This window comes from Acidobacteriota bacterium (assembly GCA_020845575.1).
Lineage (GTDB): Bacteria > Acidobacteriota > Vicinamibacteria > Vicinamibacterales > Vicinamibacteraceae > Luteitalea.
In genome coordinates this window covers 1-19567 of sequence record JADLFL010000071.1, presented here as the reverse complement: position 1 = coordinate 19567, position 19567 = coordinate 1, and the positions used below count along the sequence as shown (strand labels likewise).

The window sequence follows — 19567 nt, the reverse complement described above, 5'->3', positions numbered from 1 at the left end:
ACTGCGAGCGATCGCGCGTCTCGTTCGTGTGCGTGATGGCTACGCTTCTGTCGGCAACGCGTGCGGCCGTCTGTCCCGCGGGACAGACGGCCGGTGAATATTTCCGCGACGATGCGGTGGATCCACTACACATCGTCGAGCTGGCCATGTCTGCCGAACGCACGAGCTGGCGACGACTCGTGCCGAAGTGCGTCCGACGCATCGACAGGTGGCTCTCTTGACGGGCGTATGCCGTAAAGGCACACTTTACGGGTGAAACTCCGGAACTTCATCCACAAGGCCATCCGGAGGCTGTTCGAGCAAGACGACGCCAAGGGACTGCCGCCAGACGCGGTGGACAAGCTGCGCAAGATGCTGGCGTTCCTCGAAGCAATGGGGAACGAGAGCGAATTACGCGACATCCCTGTCTGGAAGGCTCATCGCCTCACGGGCGACCGCAGAGGCACTTGGAGCCTCCACGTCACCCGCAACTGGCGGCTGACGTTCCGGATCGATGGCAACGAGGTCGTCGACGTGAACTTCGAGGACTACCACTGAGCAAGAGAGTCGTCATGCCCATGCATTCCCCGCCGCATCCCGGCGACTTCATCAAGACCGAAATTATCGAACCCCTGCAACTGACCATTTCGGCGGCAGCGAAGGTACTCGGTGTGTCGCGGCCGGCGCTGTCGATGCTGCTGAACGGTCGTTCGGACCTGTCTGGCGACATGGCGCTACGGCTCGAGAAGGCGTTCGGCGTGAAGATGGATACCTTGATGCGCATGCAGTCGGCTTGGGATATCGCCCAGACGCGCAAACGTGAGACCTCGATCAAGGTCAGGCGCTACGCCGCCAGCGCCTGACAGCGGATGGTGCCTGGCTCAGCCGGCGAAGACCATGACGAAGAACCGTCGACTGCCGCCCGTTCACCCCGGAGAGATCCTCCGCGAGGACCTGATGGTGCCGCTGGAGCTGAGCATCAATCGACCAGTGCATCGTCGCTGACATAGCATCAAGTGTCTGATCTACTCTGACGGTGGCCCATATTACCCTTGGCGTGAAGGTCAGTCGCACGCAAGAGGAACAGTCGAGAGCCCTGGTCGCCCGCCCGTCCGCGCCGGCGGGCGTCGTGCGTCGCGCCCGCGTCGTGCTCTTGAGTGCCGCGGGGATCAGCGGCGTCGAGATTGCGGCGCAACTCGACCTGTCGGCCGAGCGGTCTCGCGGATTCGGGGCCGTTTTGTAGCGGGCGGCGTGGACGGGCTCCTGGATCAACCGAAGGCCGGGCGCCGCGACCATGCCGTGCTCGCCGAGACGGTCGAACAGATTCTGCACCTGGCCCTGTCGCCGCCGCCCGGGCGGAGTCGCTGGACGCCCCCCTGCTCGGCCACGCCGTCGGAAGCACCGCGGGCTGCGTGTCAGACATTCTCCGCGCGCACGGCCTGAAGGCCCATCGCGTGCGGACGTACAAAGTGAGTCGCGATCCGGCCTGCGCGGCCAAGGTGACGGATGTCGTCGGGCTGTATCTCCATCCGCCCGAACACGCGATCGTGCTCAGTGTCGACGAGAAGACGTCGATTCAGACGTTGGAATGCACGCAGCGGCCGTTGCCGCTGCGGACCGGCCGCGCCGTTCGTCGACTATCGGCGGCACGGCGTACGCGACCTGTTCGCGGCCTTGGAGATCGCCACTCGCAAGGTCACGCACCGCTTCAGTCCAACCCCATACGTCGGCTGACTTCCTTCGCTTCCTGAAGAAGGTCGCGCGGACCTACCCCGATCGCGCCCTGCACGTCGTGCTCGACAACTCCTCGACGCACAACACCGAGGCGGTCCGCGCCTGGCTCGCGGCCCACCCGCGCGTGCAGTTTCACTACACGCCGACGAGCGCGTCTTGGCTGAACCAGATTGAGGGCATCTTCGAGATCCTGACTAAGCAATCCCTGTCGGTCACCGACTTCCCGTCGAAGCGCGCGCTGCAGGACCATCTTCGCGCTTACCTCCGCGCCTGGAACAAGAACCCGCCCCCCTTCGAATGGACCAAGCCCGCGAAAGCGATCATCACGTTTCACAAACAGATGCTTGATCGTATCTCAACGGCCGTGCAGTAGTCGATCGCCGGCGTGCGGAACGGCGTCAGCACGCGCGACACGTAGCGGGACATCCACCTCGCCAGGCGAGCGCGTCGTATCCGGCACGTTCGCGACGCCCCCGCGGCGACCCGGCCGGACGGCCGCCGTCGCCGGCATCGAACTGCAGCGTCGTGCCGTCGGGCAACACCAGCAGCGCCGCGTCACCGCGCCCGGTGTTGATGATGTGGATGTCGAGTGTGCCTGGTTGCCACGCGGGCAGCGGTGCGCCGACGGTCTGCGCCTCTGCCACTCCTGCCCACGCGAGGACCAGCAGGGCGGCGCTGACGTGGATGACAGCCCACCACGAACGACGTCGAGCCGTGTGGGCTGTTGCACGATGACGCGCATTCTACGCCGCCGGCCAGGACGGCACAGACATCAGCTGCGGTCAGGGGCGTGGGGCCCGCGATCGCCTGGAGAATGGTTGGAGTGCGGCGGTGGGCTTGGGCGGGCCAGATCTCAAGCGACACCCCGAAAGACATGTCGAGGCGCTCCTGGGCACCTCACTGCCTGACACAGAGAGAGAGGCCCGCTTGGACCAGCGGCCAGCAGCACGGCAGTTTCGCCCTATACGCCACGCCGTTCCTTGACGATGGCGTTCAGGCGACTGACCGGGACGTGCATTCGCCGCGCACCCTCGGCCTGCGAGATCCCGAGCGGCTTCAGGAACTCCTCAGAGAGCATCTCACCGGGGTGCGTCGGGGCACGCCGCATCTCTGCAAGCGACACTGGTCGCACGCTCGATTCAGTAGTGGTAGTCGACGACCTCGACATGGCTGACGTCTCCCTTCGCGAACTGGAACACGATGCGGTACTGATCGTTGACCCGGATGCTGTAGTACCCCAGCCGGTCGCCCTTCAACGCCTCCAGCCGTAACCCAGGCAACCCCAGGTCGTTGAGCGAAGCCGCCGTTCGGAGGGCGTCCAACTTGCGCGAGCGACCCTCCACACACCTTGCGGGGATCGTTCGCGCCGCCTTCGTGTTCAGGCCTGCCGCGATGTCGGCCGTCGCCGCGTTGCGGTAGGAGACGATGACCATGGCTGTGGGCACAGCATACACGTATCGCGTGTGCGCCAGGTCGGACGTCTGGCTGGAGGAACATGCATCACAAGCGACACGGACGCGAACGGGCGAAAGCCGTCACTTACTGACGCCAGGCCTTGTCCACGTACCAGCGGTCGGCGGCGCCGGAGACCTGGACGATCCCGTCGTAGCCTGTCGTGCGCGCGCGGCGGATCTCGCGCCATTGCGGGATGCGCTCGGCGTCGGGACCCGACTCGAAGATCTCTTCGAGCACGCGGCCATCGATCGCATCGTCTGTCGCGTCCAGGCCCAGGAGCGACAGCGCTGTCGGTGCGATGTCCACGATGCCGGCGGGAATGCGCACGATCTGCCGCTTCCTGATGCGCGGGCCCCACGCGACGAGCGTGTTGCGCATCGTTGCCGGGCCGATCCCGCCGTGGCCACTCGCTTCACCAGTCAGTACTCCGGTGCGAGACGTGCTGTGGACCGTCTGCAGCCCGCGCACGCCGAACGCGTTCGTGCGCGAGGACCAGCGGAGCGCCACCATGAGGTCCGCACCCCGTGCGGGATGACGCTGACGGATCAGGTCGAGTGAAAACGTCCCCGGAACCGCGCCATGGTCTGCCGACACCGAAGACGACGCGCGGCCAGACGCCGGCGCCGTGAACACCGCCTCCACCCACGGCTGTGCGAGCAGCGTGCGGGCGACACGCGCGATGCCCGCGGCGTCGTGCCCCTTCACGTGAATCGATGCCGTCTGCCCCTCGCCGACGATGACCACATCGTCGGAATCGGCAGAAGCCTTCGCACCGGCCCGCACGAGTGCGTCGGTGATCGAGATGGCGTCGGCGTTGCGCGCGAAACCATGGTCGGACGTGACGATGACGTGAAGGCGCTCGGCGAGGCCGAGCCTTTCGGCGGCTTCGAGCAGCAGTCGGATGTGACGGTCGCTGTTGGCAAGCCCGGCAAGTGCTTCCGGTGAACCCGCGCCGCGCGCATGCTGCGCCGAGTCGGGCTCCGTGAGCCAGTCCACGAGCACGTCGGGACGCAGTTCCGGCAGCACGTACTCGCGCACGACACGTTCGGTCCAGTCGATGCGCGTCCGAGGCTCGGTGTCGACCGGCTCGCCGTAGCGCTCGCGAACGACATGGTCGACCGCGTCGGGAAACGCCACGCGCCTGCCAGGCTCGAGTCCCGGCAGGATCAGCGTCCCCACGCCGCGCCGCGCCTCGGGATTCAGGACGAACCCCGATCCCGTCGTCCCCGAACTGACAGCCACGAAGGTGAGCCCGGCGCTCGTGACGCGTTCGGCGAGCGTCCGCACCGTGAGCAGTCGTCCGTCAGGACTCGCGTCGGCGATGCGGGCAAGGTTCTGCCACTCGCCAGCCGAGAGGGGCGTCGGGGAGAGCGCAGGGACGTACATCGTGTTGCCGACGACGCCGTGACGAGCGGGGTACGAACCTGTCGAGAGCGAGGCACCGTTGACACGCGTGACCGACGGAAACACCGAGTGGCTGTCGGTGTACACACTGCCCTCTTGCTGCAATCGCCACAGGGTCGGCGTCGTCGCTGGCTCGATCAGGTCGGGACGCAGGCCATCGACGACGAGGATCACGACGACTGGTCGAGCCATCGTCTGCGCCGATGTCCGGAGAGTCGACGCGTGGGCTCCGTCCTGTTCCGGGGGGATCGCACCCGCCAGCACTGCGACAGCGACGAGAGCGGCACCGACAAGGGCTCGTATGCCGTCATCCATCATCGTGCCGCCGGTGCGCTCCCGACCGCGTCGACGATGGTGCGCACGGCCTTGTCGAGGAGCGTCATGCCGATCGTGTCGCCCCGCATGTGGCCCATGCGAACGATGACGAGGTCGCGCGACGGGATGACGATCACGCGCTGACCGCCGGCGCCCGCCATCCAGTACGCGTCGGGCGGAGCATCCAACTCACGAGTGCCGTTCACCCAGAACATGCCGCCGTAGCGCGGCGTGGCCCAGCCCGGCGCGGCAGTGGCAACGACGCGTGAGAAGCCTTCCGGGAGCAACCGCTGCCCCTGCCACACACCATCCTGCGCAAACAGCAAGCCGAGACGCGCCCAGTTGCGCACGGTGCCGTAGTCGTATCCGCTCAGGATGAAGTTGCCGTAGGCATCGGGCTCCAGCACCTGACGGCGAATGCCGATGCGATCGAACAACGCACGCTGCGGCCACGTCAGGTACGCCTCACCGCGCGCCTCGACCACCTGGCGCACGAGCGCGCCAAGCGTGATCGGATCGCAGTTGCGATAGCGACCCTCGGTGCCTGGCGCGAACTGCAGGGGCCGGCTGGTCGAGAAGCGGAAGACATCGATGGCGCCGGTGTAGATGAGGACGTGCGGCGGATAGCCATCGCGGGCCGGCGCGTAGTCGGCATCACCGGGCGAGGCACAGCGCAGGCCACTGCTCATCTGCAGCAGGTGGCGCACCGTGATTGCGCCACGCGGGTCGCCTGTCCCCCGCCACGCCGCAACGGGCGCCGGCGCATCGAGCGTGAGTGCGCCCTGCTGGATCAACAGGCCAACGAGCGCGGCCGTCAGGCTCTTGCCCATCGACCAGCTCTCGAGCTGTGTGTCCGCCGTGGCACCGAGCGCATACCGTTCGGCAACGATGCGTCCCTTGTGGAGCACGATCATCCCGGCGGTGAGTGCCTCGGGATTCGAGAACGCGAGGTCGACGCCGGCATCCACGGCCGCCTTGTCGAGCCCCGCCGGCCATGGCGCATCGGCAACCGCGTCTCCCATCGGCCAGGGCTGCCCCTTCGCATCCGGCAACGTCGTCTTCACCGGCGTGGGCGCGAAGAACACCGATTCGGTGCCTTCAGGGTGGATGACGCAACCCTGGTCGCCATAGAAGCCAGCCGAGCGGGTGACGACACCACGCAGCGTCACGTGCACCACACGTCGTTCGCGGTCGACAACCGTCGTCACATGCGGGCGCTCGGGCTCGGGGGTGAGAAAGAACGCACTGTTCTGCCTCGCTTCGGCCTCGTCGCGCCCCGACACGAAGAGGGCCGAGCACAGGATCTTGGCGTAGCCAGCCGCAGCCAGCGTCAGCGGCGTTCCGCTCGGCGAGAACCCGCCAGACGCGGCAGGGTTCAAGGTCGTGGCATCAGGGCGGGTGGCCGGCTGCGTCCACGCCATCGTCGGGACGAGGGCGAGCAGCACGGTGGGAACGAGAAGGCGGATGGATGGCTGACGCACGATGACGTGAATTCTACGCTGGCGGTAAGATGGCTGCCTCTCGATTCGTTGGAGGTTTCGCGTGAATGTCACCCGTCGGGAATTCGGCAAACTCGCCATGGTCGCCGTGCCGGCCGCATTGGCAGGCGATCGGTCGCTGGCCATGGCGCAGGCAGCCCGCCCGAACTCGTCGCTCGATGGCGTCCAGCTCGGCGTCATCACCTACAGCTACCGCGCGATGCCCGATCAGGGCGCCGACGCCATCCTGCGCTACGTGGTCGATTCCGGCATCAGCGCCGTGGAGTTGATGGGCAACTCCATCGAGGCATATGCCGGTGCGCCGGCCATGCCCCGTCGGCCCGGCGGTCCGGGCGGACCAGGAGGACCTGGTGGCGGGCGTACGCCGACACCAGAGGAAGTCGCGTCCCGCGAGAAGTACACCGCCGATCTCAAGGCGTGGCGGCTGTCGCAGTCGATGGACCGGTTCAAGGCGCTGCGCAAGCTCTATGACGATGCCGGCGTCAGCATCTATGCGACCAAGATGCTCAGCACGTCCATGTCCGACGATGAGCTCAGGTACGTGTTCGACGTTGCCGAGGCGCTGGGTGCGACACACACCACGCTCGAACTCACGACAGACAGCGCCGCCCTGAAGCGCCTCGGCGACTACGGCCTGCAGCGGAAGATCTACGTCTCGTACCATACGCATCTTCAAGGCACGCTGACGGCGTTCGACGAGGCGCTCGCGGTCTCGAAGGGCAACACGGCCAACGTGGATTTCGGGCACTACGTCGCCGCCGGCAGCGGCGATCCCGTCGTCTTCCTCCAAAAGTTCCACGACCGCATCAGCAGCTTCCACCTCAAGGACCGCAAGTCGAAGGAGAACGGCGGCGCCAACCTTCCGTGGGGTCAGGGAGACACGCCGATCGCGCGCATCCTGCAATCGGTGCGGAAGAACAAATACCGGATGCCGGCGACGATCGAGATGGAGTACGAAGTGCCTTCGGACTCGACGCCTGTCGCCGAAGTCCGCAAGTGTCTCGACTTCGCGCGGCGGGCGCTGGCCTAGACGACCGTGGAGCGCAAGTACCGCCAGCACGGGTACCAGGACGACGATCGCGACCGGTCACGCCAGCCGGATCGCGACCGTCGTCAGGCTCCGCAACCCGGCGCGCCGGCCGCCACGCGGCGCTTGTCGTCGGAAGGTGCGCGTAACCCGAACCTCATGGGCTTCCACGAGGTCGTCAAGTGCGCGCGGTGCGCGGCACCTGTCGATGCCGGCATCCTTCCACGGAGCACGTGCGCCAGGTGCGGCCAGGCGCTGCACTCCTGCGCACAATGCGCGCACTTCGACACCAGCGCGACTTTCGAGTGTACGCAGAAGATCCCGGCACGCGTCTCGCCCAAGGACGCCGCCAACGACTGCACGTTGTTCGCCGTACGCGCCTCGTGGGAACGCGAAACGCGATCGGCCGCTGCCCCATCGAAGGAGTCCAGCGCGAAGAAGGCCTTCGACGACCTGTTCAACTTCTGAAGACGCGCGACGGCTACACAATCGCGAGGTCACGCACGGAATCGCTTCACCATCTCATCGCTGAGCCGGAGGAGATCCCCCAGATATTGTCCTTCCGAACAGGCCCCCCTCGGATCAGCGCGCGGCGGGACCGTCGCGGCCGGCGGTCAGCCAGGGCAGCGTGAACACGGCGAACGTGATGGTCTCGTAGGGCGATTTCTCGCCGCGTTCGAACAGCAGGCCGATGCCGCGGTCCTGCAGGTCGACCAGGCTGGAGTACGCCGCGGGGCCTTCGTGGACGATGCGCGCGATCGGCCACGTCTGCCCTTCGTCCTCGCTGACGCGAACGGTCATCCGTTCGCGCCGGCTGCTGGCAGGATTGCTGAACAGCAGCCGTGGCGCACCGGTTCCCTGCTGCGGCAGTCGCAGGAGGCTGGCCTGCGCCGGCGGCTCGATCAGCGCCTCGTCGGCGCGCGCAGGCGACCATGTCTCGCCGCCATCGCGGCTCGTGGCCACCATCCGATGGTTGCTTCCTGACGTCGGCGGATGGTTACGCATGTTCAGCATCAGGCGCCCATCGGCGAGTTCCACGACCTGACTCTCGTTGGTCCCCGCATCCGAACGTCCACCAAGGCGCCAGGTACCCCCGCCATCGTCGCTCGTGATGACGTGCGAGTGGTGGACACCGGTACCGCCAACGGCATGATTGGCCGGAATCACCAGGCGACCGTCGCGCAACTGGATGCCGATGCCGGGACCTGTCGCGTACCACGTCCAGTCCGACCGCTTCGCCGTGGCCGTGACCTCCCGAGGATCGGACCACGAGACGCCGTGATCGGTGCTCGTCAGTACCCACACCGTACGCCCGCCCTTGCTCGTGCCGGCGATGATGTCCTTCTCCCTGTCGGTCCCGAGATTCTGTGTCGCGAACAGCACGAGCGTGCCGGTACGCGCGTCGAGCACCGGACACGGGTTGCCGAACGTGTTCGGTCCGTTGTCGCCGACGACAGCAAGTGCCGACCATGTCGTACCACCATCGCGGCTGCGCTTGACCACCAGATCGATGTCGCCCGTGTCACTGGCGCTGATACGACGTCCTTCCGCGAACGCGAGCAGCGTGCCGTCGGCCGCAGCAATCACCGACGGGATCCTGAACGTGTCGTAGCCCGCCTCGCCGGCCCGGTACACATCGACCATCAGTGGCACCGCGCCTGCTTCCTGCGCAAGTGTCCGCACCGGGCAGTACAGAATCAGCGCCACGAGCGCCCCTGTCGTCCACGTCGAACGTCGCATTGAAATGACACCCATGACTTACGCGATCAGTCAGCAGCGCGCAGAAGCGTGACGTGCGGCGTGCGCACGCCCGGCCGTACTTCGCCGCTCACCAGCGCGACGCCATCGCGCCATGGTGCTGTCGGCACCGTGACGGGCACCTCGCTGGGCAACTCACCGGCGTCATGCCAGCGGTCCTGCGCGACGTCGTAGCGGAATACGCGCCGGCCGAACCCCACGTGCGCTGTCGGCGCGCGCCCCACCTGTGTGCCATCGTCTCCGCCAGCGAGGAACACCGCACGACCAAACACCGGCGCCGGCGACGCCGCGGCAGCGTTGGGCGCCGGCAAGTCCGCCAGCCGCGTCCAGCGCCCGGCGCGATATCGCCACACATGGCGCAAGTAGGTGCGCACGGGACGACCGTCGGAACCGGCGCGCAACGCACATCCGCCGATCACGTAGAGCGCGTCATCGACGACTGCAGCCGTTGCGAGAATCCGTCCATCCGACGGCAGTGGCGGCAAGGTTTTCCACCCGGCGTCCAATGCGTCGAGATCGAGCGCGAAATGCTGCGAGGAGGCGTGCACGGCGTCGGGACGATCGATGCCGCCGACCACATGGAGCACGCGACCGACACGGGCACCCGACATCTGGGCGAGCGCGATCGGCAATGCGGGCAGCGCAGTGAAGGAGACATCGTCAGCGCGTGCAGACATCAGCCATACGTCGGCCACATGACGCTCGGCGTCGCTCCCACCAGCGAGGACTACACCCTCGCGGGTCGTCGCCGACACGCCGTACGCATTTCGCGCAGGCAGGCGGCCAACGATGCGCCACCGTGCATCCTTCGCCGTCAACGCGAAGACCTCGTCGTGCCACACCTTCGTGCCGCCGTCCCACGGCATGCCGTTCGGGAAGTTCGCGCCGCCAGCCGCAAACAGGCGATCGCCATGACGTCCGGCGAACATACCAGCGCGTCCGACCGCATCGGGCAACTCCGGCAGCGCGACGATCGCCAGCCGCGCTCCCCCCGTCGATCCCAGAAATGCGAGAGCGACGGCGATGAGCAGGAGCCGGGTCATGTACGGGGACCGCGTGCGTCAGGACGTGGTCAGGCCCGCACGACGCGCGCGTTCGTCGCGGCTGCGGGCTTGGTAGGCCGCGAGTTCGGCGGGCATCCGCTCCGCGCCATCCTTCTTGGCCACGTCGAGCGACAACCGCCGCGGCACGGCGCGCTCGCGGAACACGGGCTCACCGGCGCGGTCGTAGTGCATCGTGCGACGCATCGGCGTGAAGCCCGCGTCCTCGATGTTCCTCACGATCTCCACTTCGTCCATGCAATAGCTCGCGCCTGCCGCACGGACGACGTTCTCCTCGATCATGACGCTGCCCATGTCATTGGCGCCGAACGCGAGACTGAGCTGTCCGACCTTGCCGCCCTGCGTCACCCACGACGCCTGGAGGTTGTCGAAGTTGTCGAGCACGATGCGGGCGAGCGCGAGCGTGCGCAGGTACTCCACGCCCGTGAGCTCGATGCCGGCCAGCTCGGTGTGATCGGGCTGATAGCTCCAGGTGATGAACGCCGTGAAGCCGTGCGTCTCGTCCTGCAGCGTGCGCAGGCGCATCATGTGCTCGATGCGCTCTTCGGGCGTCTCCACGCTGCCGTACATCATCGTCGCCGTCGTGCGCAGGCCCGCGAGGTGCACTTCGCGCATCACCGACAGCCATTCGTCGGCCGTCGCCTTGCCGTAGCAGTTGAGCAGCTTGCGCACGCGGTCGACGAGAATCTCCGCACCGCCGCCAGGTACGCTGTCGAGGCCGGCATCGATCAGTCGCGCGACCACGTCGGGCACGGCCAGCTTCGACGTGCGCGAGATGTGGAGGATCTCCGGCGGCGACAGCGCGTGCAGCCTGAACGCCGGATACCGTTCCTTCACGGCGCGGAACAGATCCTCGTACCACGCGAGCGGCAGATCGGGGTTGTGTCCGCCCTGCAGCAGCAACTGGTTCCCGCCGACGGCGATCGTCTCGTCGATCTTCGCAAACAGTTCCTCGCGCGAGAGCACGTAGCCGTCGGGACTGCCGACGGTGCGATAGAACGCGCAGAAGTTGCAGCGCGCCACGCACACGTTCGTGTAGTTGACGTTGCGATCGATGATGTAGGTGACCAGGCGCTCTGGATGCCGGCGCGCGCGGATGTCGTCGGCCAGGCGACCCAGCAGCCACGTGCTCGCGTCGCGATAGAGCGTGAGGGCTTCGCCGGCGTCGATACGCTCGCCGCGCGAGACCTTCGCGGCGATGGCGTCAACGGACATCTGCGTCACTGTCGGCTCGGTCATCTTGCGTTCGCCCATCATCGGCCGGCCGGCGCCGCCGCACCGAGCGACTCCACCGCACGCACCACGTCAGGCCGGGAGGCGGCCAGGCCGTCCTGCATCACCAGCGAGAGGTATCGCACCAGCCCCCGCCGCGCCGCATCGTCCAGATCGTACCGGATGTTCCGGCGCAGGTAGCGTTCGAGCCGCTCGGCACGCGCCGGATCCCCCCCCGCCACCGTTGCGGCGATCACCGGGATGGCGTCTTCCCCGTGTCGGCGTGCCTCATGCAGCAGGCCGATCAACTCCGGCGTCACGACGCCGGGCTGGGCGATCCAGGCCGCGAACACGAACGGCAGTCCCGTGAAGTCGTGCCACGCCTCACCGAGATCGATCTTCGCGGCGCCGAGCGCCTGCCATGGCGCATCGAATGCCGGATCGCCGATGAGCAAGGCGGCATCGGCGACGGCCAGCATGCCGGCGAGGTCGGGCGCGGCATCGACGAAGGCCGGCGCGATCCCGAAGTGGTGGCGGCACAGCACGCGCACGAGGCCGACGGAGCTTCGCGAGCTGACGTCGAGCGCGATCGCGCGGATCTGCGCGATCGGCACACGCGTGAACAACGCCACCGAGGAAACGGGCCCGAGGCACCCGATGGCGAGACCGGGGACGATGTCGAAGGGGCGTTCGCCGTGCAGCAGCTCGATGACGGGAACGAGGCCGCTGTCGATCGCGCCTGCGTGCAACAGGCGCGCGCACTCGGAGGGCACGTCGAGCCGCAGGCCGACGCGCGCGGCGCGATCGAGGCCGTGAACGAGCGGACGCGCGTTCAGGAACCCGACGGCGCCGATCCGGATCACGCGGGGCTCCCCGTCGGATCCACGGCGTGGCGCGCCGCGTGCGCGCCATCGCGCTCGACGGGCTCGAGCGACGCCGCCGCGAGATTGCGGCGCACTTCCTCGACGATCGCGCGGCGCGGGCCGTAGGGCATGGCATCGCGCGCGGGGACGGCGTCGATGTCGTCGGCGCCGAACAGGAGGCACGCCTGCGACAGCTTCGCGCCCATGCGCGACCAGTGCGCCTGGATGTGCGCGACGTTGTCGAGCAGCAATCGTGCGACGGCCACATGACGCATGTCGTCGTAGCCTGTCGTGGGCTGGTCGATCGCGGTCTCCACGGGCACCGGCACGCAGGCGCGCACGACGCCGGTAGCCGCCTGCCACGAGCGGATCTGCTCCAGGGCGTCGAGCAACGCGTCGCCCTCGAGAGGTGTGCCGAGCGTGACGGACTGCAGCACGAGCCCGGCGTCAGCCACCGCACGCAGCGCCTCGAGATCGACCCGATCGACCCGCGCCGAGGCAATGGCGTCGAGCCCCGCCTCACGCAGGGCCACCAACCGAGCGGTGAGGTCGCGTGTGCTCCCGGCTGCCTGCTGTTCCGGTGCCCGGTGCCCGGTGCCCGGTGCCCCATCGGTTGCCGGTTGCCCGTTGCCGGTTGCCGGCAGTTCTCTCAGGTCCTCGAGAGCGAAGCCCGAGAGCGGGACCGCGGTGATGGCGCGCAGTGCGCGCACCGCGCAGACGGCCTCGTCGAGCGATGCGGGGGCGCCGACGAGGCGCACCTCACCGGCCTGGTCGGGAATATCGGCGCCAGCCTCTGAACCGGGCGCGGCGATGTCGACGACCTCCACGCGCACGAAGGTGCCCTTCTCGCCATGCAGCCGGCGCCGAACGTCGGCGGCCAGCATGCCGAGCCCGATCAGATCGCGACTCGCGGCCAGCGATCGCAACTGCGAGGCCGGCAACGTCTCCCCTGCGGCAAGCGTCTCGGCCAATCGTTGGACATCCATGCCTGTCGTCATCCCTGGGTCATCTGGTCGTTGATGCGGCGCGCGAGCGCGAGCGCGCGACGTCCCTGCGTCCCATCCACGCGTGGAGGCCGCCCGTCGCGCACGGCCGCCACGAAGTCCTCGAGCTCACGGCGCAGCGGCTCGGCGTCGGGCACGGCCACCGGGCCGCCTTCGATCGCCGGGCGCCCGCCCTCGACCGTGCGCAGGCGCCACACTTCGAGCTCGCGGCTGGCGTAGTCCACCGACACGTACGCCGCGGGTTCGATGAATCGCACCTTCCGCACACGGTCGCGACTGATGCGGCTGGCCGTCACGTTGGCGATGCAGCCGCCGGCGAACTTCAGGCGCGCATTCGCGATGTCCACGCGGCGGGTCAGCACCGGCACGCCAACGGCCTCCACGCTCTCGACCTCCTCGTCGATCACCGACAGGAGCACGTCGATGTCGTGGATCATCAGGTCGAACACGACGTCGATGTCGAGCGATCGATCCGGGAACGTGCCCAGGCGATGCACCTCGATGAACCGCGGACGCGTGAGGAACGCACGCGCGGCATCCACCGCCGGATTGAAGCGCTCCGTGTGTCCCACAGCCAGCACCACGCCTCGCGCGGCGGCGCGGGCGATCAGGTCGTCGGCCTGCTCCAGCGTCGTCGTCATCGGCTTCTCGACGAGCACGTGGATACCGGCGTCGATCAGCATGGCGGCCAGCTCGTGATGCGCCACCGTCGGCGAGGCGATGGTGACGGCATCCACCTTCCCGACGAGCGCCGCCGCATCCGTGAAAGTCGCTGCCGCGCCATGCTGCGTCGCGATGTCTCGCGCGCGAACCTCGTCCACATCCACGACTGCCGCGAGCGTCGCATCCGCCGTGTCGCCAAGGACCCGTGCATGGTGACGCCCGAGCGCCCCGACTCCGATCACGCCTACTCGCAACGCGTCAGCCACGAATCTGTTCTCCCAGTGGACGTCCGACCACCGTCACGCCCGCGGCGTCTGCCGCGTCGACGGCGGCCTGGCCGTCGAGCACCAGCGTACGCCCGGCGTCGATCGACAGCAGCCTGATGCCTGCCTCGCGCAACACGGCGATCGTGGGCAACCCGACGACGGGAACGTCGAAGCGCATGTCCTGATTGGGCTTGGCCACCTTGATGACGGCGGCGCCCGGACCGGCCAGGCGGCCGGCGCGGCGGATGGCCTCGTCTGTCCCTTCCATCGCCTCGACAGCCACCACCGCCTGCTCCTTCACGACGATCGTCTGACCGATGTCGAGCCCGGCGATGGCGTCGGCCATGCGGTACCCGAACGCCAGGTCGGCGTGCGCCGTGGCGTCGAGCGCGGGCCCCGCGATGTGGCCTTCACGCGCCAGCAGCGGCTGGATGAAAGTCGTCGAGTCCATGAGCTCGATCCCCTTGCCGCGCATCACGTCGGCGATCGCCGAAATGAGCGCGTCGGTGGACTTGGCGCGCAGGCGCATCAGCACCTGCATCAGCGTCCAGTCGGGCGTGATGCCCGCGAAGAGCTTCGCGTGCTTCACCTGCCCGGCCATCACGGCCTGCGTGCAGCCCGCCTCACGCAGGATCTCGATGCAGCGTCCGAGCTGTCCGAGCGACACGGAGTGCAGCGCAGCGCCGACGGCGCCGGCCCGCTCGGCCAGGTCCGGCCCCGCTTCTTCCTTGATCGCGACAACCGTGACGTCGTGCCCGAGCGCACGCGCGGCGGAGAGGACCAGCAGGGGGAAGGTGCCGTTGCCGGCGATGATGCCGATCGAAGCCATGACTCAGGCAGCCGCGCGCGTGTCGACGCGCGCAGGGCGCTCCTTCACTCGTCCGGCGACACGTCGTCGTGCCGGCGTGTGGCACGGCGGAGGATCACACCGCGCTGGGAATGACGGATGAAGTCCACGAGGTATTGCACCTCGTCGCATTGCAATTCGGGATCGCGCTCGATCTCGGTGAGCGCGCGCGTGGTGTTCAGGCGCGACACGAGCAGATAGCGATACGCGTGACGCAGGCGCGTGACGGTGTCCTGCGTGAACCCGCGACGCATGAGGCCGATGGTGTTGAGGCCGTAGTTGCGCGCCCGGTTGCCGACGGCCTTGGCAAACGGCAGGGCATCCTTGGTGACCACCGAGTACCCGCCGATGAACGCGTGACGACCCACGCGGCAGAACTGGTGCACGCCCGAGAACGCGCTGATCGTGGCGTAGTCCTCGACCGTGACGTGGCCGCCGAGCGTGGCGCCATTGCCGAAAATCGTGTGGTCGCCGACCACGCAGTCGTGCGCCACGTGCGAGTACGCCATGAACAGGTTGTGATCGCCGATGCGGGTGACACCGCCGCCACCTGCCGTGCCGCGATTGATCGTCACGAACTCGCGGAAGACGTTGTGCGCGCCGATCTCGAGCCGCGTCGGCTCGCCCTTGAACTTGGTGTCCTGCGGAATCAGGCCGATCGACGCGTACGGGAAGATCTCCGTCCCTTCGCCGATCGTCGTGTGCCCGTCGATGATCGCGCCGGCGCCGATGCGGCAGCGCGGGCCGATGCGCACCTGCGGACCGATGACCGCGTTGGGCGCCACCACGGTTCCCGGCCCGATCTCCGCGCCGGGCTCCACCACCGCCGTCGGATGGACGATTGCCGGTTCGGCCTCGATGGCCATGACCAGCGTGCCTTCCGCGACGACCTGGTCCTGCACGTACGCCACGCCGCGCACGCGCGCCATCGTGGCGCGACGACGCTCGATCGACAGCTCCAGGCGCACCCGATCGCCGGGACCGACGGGCTTGCGGAACTTGACGCCGTCAACGCCGCGCAGCGACGCACGGTGCGGCAGGATCGACCCGTCGGGCGCCTGCAGGAGGAGCACGCTGGCCGCCTGCGCCATCGACTCGATCATCAGCACGCCTGGCATCAACGGCGCCCCGGGGAAATGTCCGGGGAAGAAGTCCTCGTTGACGGTGACGTTCTTGAGGGCGACCAGTCGCTCGCCGGCGAGCTCGGTCACGGCATCGACCATCGGCTGCGGGAAGCGCGAGCAGAGGCGATCGAGGACGGGAGTCAGGTGGATGGACACAGGGGCACTCGTCGACGGCCGAAGGAAGGCAGCGGGCCCGCCGCCGCGCGGCGCGGGCCCACGTACGAGAGACGAGCTTACTTGCCCGCCGTCGCGGCGTCGAGTGCGGCGATGACGTCGGCCGTGACGTTCAGGCCCGTGTCGACCCACACCACGCCGGCGTCCGCGATGCTCAGGATGAAGTGCAGGTTCTTGGCCTTGGCCACCTGCTCGATCACCGGCAGCAGCTTCTGCTGGAACTGGAGCTGCAGGTCGTTGGTGAACTCCTGGACTTCCTTCTGCGCGTCCTGCCCGGCACGCTGCAGGTCGGTCTGGAGTCGCTCGACCTCCTTGGCCTGTTGCGCGCGCGCCGACTCGTTCAGCACCGAGCCGCCCTGCTCGAGCTTCTGCTGGGCGGTCTGCAACTGCTTCTGCTTGGCGTCGAGCTCGGAGGTCTTGCGCTCCTGCAGCGCCCGGATCTTCTCCCCGGCGGCCTGACCTTCCTTGCTGCTGGTGGCGATCGTGTTCAGGTCCACGTACGCGACCTTGGCATCGGCCGGGAACGGCCGGGGCGCGGGAGCGGCCGGCGCCTGAGCGGCAGGCGCCGGGGCGCCGGCGGGCGCCTGGGCACCCGCGGCCGCGGCCACGAGGAACACGCACGAGAGGGACAACGCAATCACGGACTTCATCGACAGCAATCCTTTCGACCCTATGCGACAGGTCCTTCCCGGACCTGATCGCACCATTGAAACACACCCCACGGTTCAGCTCAGAACGTCGAGCCCACCGCGAAGCGGAACTGGAAGCCCCTCGTCGGCGTGTAGTCGTTGCGGAGCACGCCCTTGCGCTGGGGGTTGGCGGCGAAGATCAGGCGGAACGGCACGTTGAGGACGGGCATGAAGAACCGCACTTCCGCGCCCGTCGACGTCTTGAACTCCTGCCACGCGAACCGTTCGCCGATGTCGCGCACCTGGCCCGCGTCGTAGAAGAAGACCAGGCGTACCGGCCCACCCACGCTGATCAGGTACTCGGCGTTGAACAGCAGGCTCTTGTTGCCGCCAAGCACGATGGGGCTGTCCACGGCACGCGGGCCGATCGACCGGATGTCGAAGCCGCGCACGCTGTACTCGCCGCCCTGCACGAGACGCTCGAAGAGCGGGAGCGGCAGCGAGTTGCCCCACGGACGGATGTACTCCCCCTCGACGCGGAAACCGAACGACGTGCGCCGCGTGTGCTGGAGGTACTGCGCATACTCGACGCGCGGCTTGATGAACTTGGTGTTGCCGCCGAGGCCGGCAAAGTCCATCGACGCCGTGATCCGGCGACCCGTGTTCGGGAAGATCGGGTTGTCCACGGTGTTGTGGACCAGGCTCGGCACGATCTTGCTGATGGTGCGGGCGCCGCCGGGCACGCAGGATCTCCCGCCTTCCGGGTTCTCCTCCGTGGGCGGCACGTCGGTACACCGCAGCAACAGCGAATCCTGCAGGAACGGGTTCTGCAGGCTCGCTTCGGTGAAGTACTCGTTGAGGTCGCGCACCGTGACGCGCTCGAACGAATACTGCACGAACGCGCGCGTGAAGTTGCGCGCCAGCGGGAAGCCCCACACCGTGTTGACGCCCGTGGTCTCCTGCGTGAACGCCCCGATGTACTGGATCGCGCGGCGCGAGATGTCGACGCCGGCCGTGATCGGACGGTCGAAGAGGTACGGCTCGGTGAACGCGAGCTGGTAGAACTGCGTGCGCGAGCCGGCCGCGAGCGACAGCGAGAGCGTCTCGCCGCGGCCGAGGAAGTTCGACGTCGCGAAGGCGAGCTGGCCGAAGAAGCCCTCGAACTGCGACACACCGGCGCCGAACGTCAGCTGGTTGCGGTTCTGCTCCTGCAGGGCGAGCGTGACATCGACCTTGTTCTTCTCGCCTGGCGTCTTCTTGACGTCGATGCCCTCCTGCCCTTCCTCCAGCTGCTTGAAATAGCCGAGCTGATTCAGGCGGCGAACGCTGTTCTTGAGCGATTCGGTGTTGAAGATGCCGCCTTCGACGAGGTTCAGCTCGCGGCGGATCACGTTGTCGCGCGTGGTGGTGTTGCCCTTGAACGTGATGCGGTTGATGAAGTACTGCTCCCCCTCCTGCATCCGCATCGTCACGTCCACGACAGGCGGGCCGTTGGGCTCGGCGCCATCGGGCAGGAACTTCTCGGGGTCGTTCGGATCCACGAGATCGATCGGCTTCAGGTCCGGGAAGCCGGTGAACTCGAAGTAACCGCCGCTGCCGTACAGTTCGCGCGCCTTCTCCAGGCCCTTGCGGATCTTCTTCTCCGAATAGTAGTCGCCGCTCTTCAGCTTGAAGACGGGCTGGAGCGCCTCGCCCTTGACCACCTTGTTGCCGTCGAACTCGAACTTGCCGACGCGATAGCGCCGGCCTTCCGTGACGGGAATGCGCAGTTGCACGGCGCGCGACTTGCCGTCGGCCGAGGTCTCGAGCGTGCGGATCTCCGGTTGCCCCACGCGCGCGGTGATGTAGCCGCGCTCGCGATAGAACGCGCGCACGTTCTCGGCGTCCTCTTCGAACTTGGCCTGCTGGTAGACGCCCTTGCCGCGGATGCGGTTGATGAGGGTCCGCTCCTTGTTGTCCTTCATGCGGCGCTTGAGCGACCCGTCACCGATCGCCTCGTTGCCCACGAAGTCGATGTCCCTGATGAGGACGCGCGGGCCGTCCTCGATCGTGAACGTGAGGTTGACGGTCTTCGGTCCGCCGGCAATCGACGTGATGGTGTGCGAGACCTCGCCGTCGAGATAGCCCTTCTCGGCGAGCATCTCGCGCACCACGCTCTCGACACGGCGGATCTGCGCCGGGTCGATGAACGAGTCGAGCCGGATCACGTTGTTGATCTCGCGCAGCTTCTCGTCGACCTTGGTGGCCTCGATCTTCTCGCTGCCCACGTACTCGACGATCTTGACGCGCTGGCGTTCTTCGAGGCGGAACCTGACGTACTTGCCCACGACCCCGTTGGGGTACGACGTGTCCACCACCTCCACGCCGAGGTCGTCGAGGAAGTTGGTGGACCACAGGCGCTTGAAGTCCTCGAGCAGGTCCTTCTCGACGTCTGGCGTGAACGGGATCCAGACGTTCTGCGACGGCCGGCTGCCGCGAGTCTTGATGTAGTAGAGGTACGTCTCGAACTCGATGGACGAGACGTTGCCCTGCGTCGGAAAGCACAGTTCCACG

General features: G+C 67.6%; 21 protein-coding genes and 1 pseudogene. 7 read left to right on the top strand and 15 right to left on the bottom strand.

Annotated elements, in window-relative coordinates:
* Positions 1-35: 35 nt before the first annotated feature.
* The 5 genes and pseudogenes from IT182_18185 (at position 36) to IT182_18165 (ending at position 2086) form a co-directional block, all read left to right on the top strand.
* Positions 36-221: a hypothetical protein gene (locus tag IT182_18185; GenBank protein ID MCC6165278.1), complete on the top strand. Its 186-nt coding sequence runs from the start codon at positions 36-38 to the stop codon at positions 219-221.
* Between the two features lie 31 nt (positions 222-252).
* Complete coding sequence (locus IT182_18180; protein ID MCC6165277.1) at positions 253-537, top strand: type II toxin-antitoxin system RelE/ParE family toxin; 285 nt, start codon at positions 253-255, stop codon at positions 535-537.
* A gap of 20 nt (positions 538-557) precedes the next feature.
* Positions 558-842 carry a HigA family addiction module antidote protein gene (locus IT182_18175; protein MCC6165276.1) on the top strand — a complete coding sequence of 95 codons (285 nt, stop codon included), beginning with the start codon at positions 558-560 and terminating at the stop codon, positions 840-842.
* Between the two features lie 34 nt (positions 843-876).
* Positions 877-963: pseudogene (locus IT182_18170) on the top strand (addiction module antidote protein, HigA family).
* Positions 964-1567: 604 nt separating this feature from the next.
* Positions 1568-2086, top strand: coding sequence for a transposase (locus IT182_18165; GenBank protein ID MCC6165275.1), 519 nt, complete (start codon positions 1568-1570; stop codon positions 2084-2086).
* A 25-nt stretch (positions 2087-2111) separates the two neighbouring features.
* On the opposite strand, the gene IT182_18160 is transcribed toward IT182_18165, so the two are convergent.
* The 5 genes from IT182_18160 to IT182_18140 form a co-directional block, all read right to left on the bottom strand.
* The gene (locus IT182_18160) at positions 2112-2357 is read right to left on the bottom strand and encodes a hypothetical protein (protein ID MCC6165274.1); all 246 of its coding nucleotides are present in this window, start codon (positions 2355-2357) and stop codon (positions 2112-2114) included.
* Positions 2358-2674: 317 nt separating this feature from the next.
* Complete coding sequence (locus tag IT182_18155) at positions 2675-2821, bottom strand: HigA family addiction module antidote protein (GenBank protein MCC6165273.1); 147 nt, start codon at positions 2819-2821, stop codon at positions 2675-2677.
* A 31-nt stretch (positions 2822-2852) separates the two neighbouring features.
* The gene (locus IT182_18150; GenBank protein MCC6165272.1) at positions 2853-3146 is read right to left on the bottom strand and encodes a type II toxin-antitoxin system RelE/ParE family toxin; all 294 of its coding nucleotides are present in this window, start codon (positions 3144-3146) and stop codon (positions 2853-2855) included.
* A gap of 106 nt (positions 3147-3252) precedes the next feature.
* Positions 3253-4764 (bottom strand): alkaline phosphatase family protein, encoded by a 1512-nt coding sequence (locus tag IT182_18145; protein MCC6165271.1) that lies wholly within the window; start codon positions 4762-4764, stop codon positions 3253-3255.
* 122 nt (positions 4765-4886) lie between these two features.
* Complete coding sequence (locus tag IT182_18140; GenBank protein ID MCC6165270.1) at positions 4887-6368, bottom strand: serine hydrolase; 1482 nt, start codon at positions 6366-6368, stop codon at positions 4887-4889.
* A gap of 61 nt (positions 6369-6429) precedes the next feature.
* Here IT182_18140 and IT182_18135 point away from each other — a divergent pair, with 61 nt between their 5' ends.
* Positions 6430-7416: a sugar phosphate isomerase/epimerase gene (locus IT182_18135; GenBank protein ID MCC6165269.1), complete on the top strand. Its 987-nt coding sequence runs from the start codon at positions 6430-6432 to the stop codon at positions 7414-7416.
* A gap of 6 nt (positions 7417-7422) precedes the next feature.
* A complete protein-coding gene (locus IT182_18130; protein ID MCC6165268.1) occupies positions 7423-7881 on the top strand; it encodes a hypothetical protein in 459 nt (152 codons plus the stop codon).
* 114 nt (positions 7882-7995) lie between these two features.
* Here IT182_18130 and IT182_18125 read toward each other — a convergent pair whose 3' ends face one another.
* From IT182_18125 to bamA, 10 genes are all read right to left on the bottom strand, one after another.
* Entirely contained in the window at positions 7996-9153 is a 1158-nt protein-coding gene (locus IT182_18125) for an exo-alpha-sialidase (GenBank protein ID MCC6165267.1), read from the bottom strand.
* Positions 9154-9179: 26 nt separating this feature from the next.
* Entirely contained in the window at positions 9180-10214 is a 1035-nt protein-coding gene (locus IT182_18120) for a galactose oxidase (protein ID MCC6165266.1), read from the bottom strand.
* A gap of 18 nt (positions 10215-10232) precedes the next feature.
* On the bottom strand, positions 10233-11447 hold the full coding sequence (gene mqnC / locus IT182_18115) for a dehypoxanthine futalosine cyclase (GenBank protein ID MCC6165265.1): 1215 nt from the start codon (positions 11445-11447) through the stop codon (positions 10233-10235).
* 38 nt (positions 11448-11485) lie between these two features.
* Entirely contained in the window at positions 11486-12307 is an 822-nt protein-coding gene (locus IT182_18110; protein MCC6165264.1) for a menaquinone biosynthesis protein, read from the bottom strand.
* The gene (locus IT182_18105; GenBank protein MCC6165263.1) at positions 12304-13293 is read right to left on the bottom strand and encodes a hypothetical protein; all 990 of its coding nucleotides are present in this window, start codon (positions 13291-13293) and stop codon (positions 12304-12306) included. Before IT182_18105 ends, IT182_18110 begins: the two co-directional genes overlap by 4 nt.
* Before the next feature lie 8 nt (positions 13294-13301).
* Positions 13302-14240: a Gfo/Idh/MocA family oxidoreductase gene (locus tag IT182_18100; GenBank protein MCC6165262.1), complete on the bottom strand. Its 939-nt coding sequence runs from the start codon at positions 14238-14240 to the stop codon at positions 13302-13304.
* Positions 14233-15069, bottom strand: a complete 837-nt coding sequence (gene lpxI / locus IT182_18095; protein ID MCC6165261.1) for a UDP-2,3-diacylglucosamine diphosphatase LpxI — start codon at positions 15067-15069, stop codon at positions 14233-14235. Before lpxI ends, IT182_18100 begins: the two co-directional genes overlap by 8 nt.
* 44 nt (positions 15070-15113) lie before the next feature.
* On the bottom strand, positions 15114-16367 hold the full coding sequence (gene lpxA / locus IT182_18090; GenBank protein MCC6165260.1) for an acyl-ACP--UDP-N-acetylglucosamine O-acyltransferase: 1254 nt from the start codon (positions 16365-16367) through the stop codon (positions 15114-15116).
* 77 nt (positions 16368-16444) lie between these two features.
* The gene (locus IT182_18085) at positions 16445-17035 is read right to left on the bottom strand and encodes an OmpH family outer membrane protein (protein ID MCC6165259.1); all 591 of its coding nucleotides are present in this window, start codon (positions 17033-17035) and stop codon (positions 16445-16447) included.
* Positions 17036-17115: 80 nt separating this feature from the next.
* On the bottom strand, positions 17116-19567 hold a 2452-nt coding region (gene bamA / locus IT182_18080), incomplete at its 5' end, for an outer membrane protein assembly factor BamA (protein MCC6165258.1).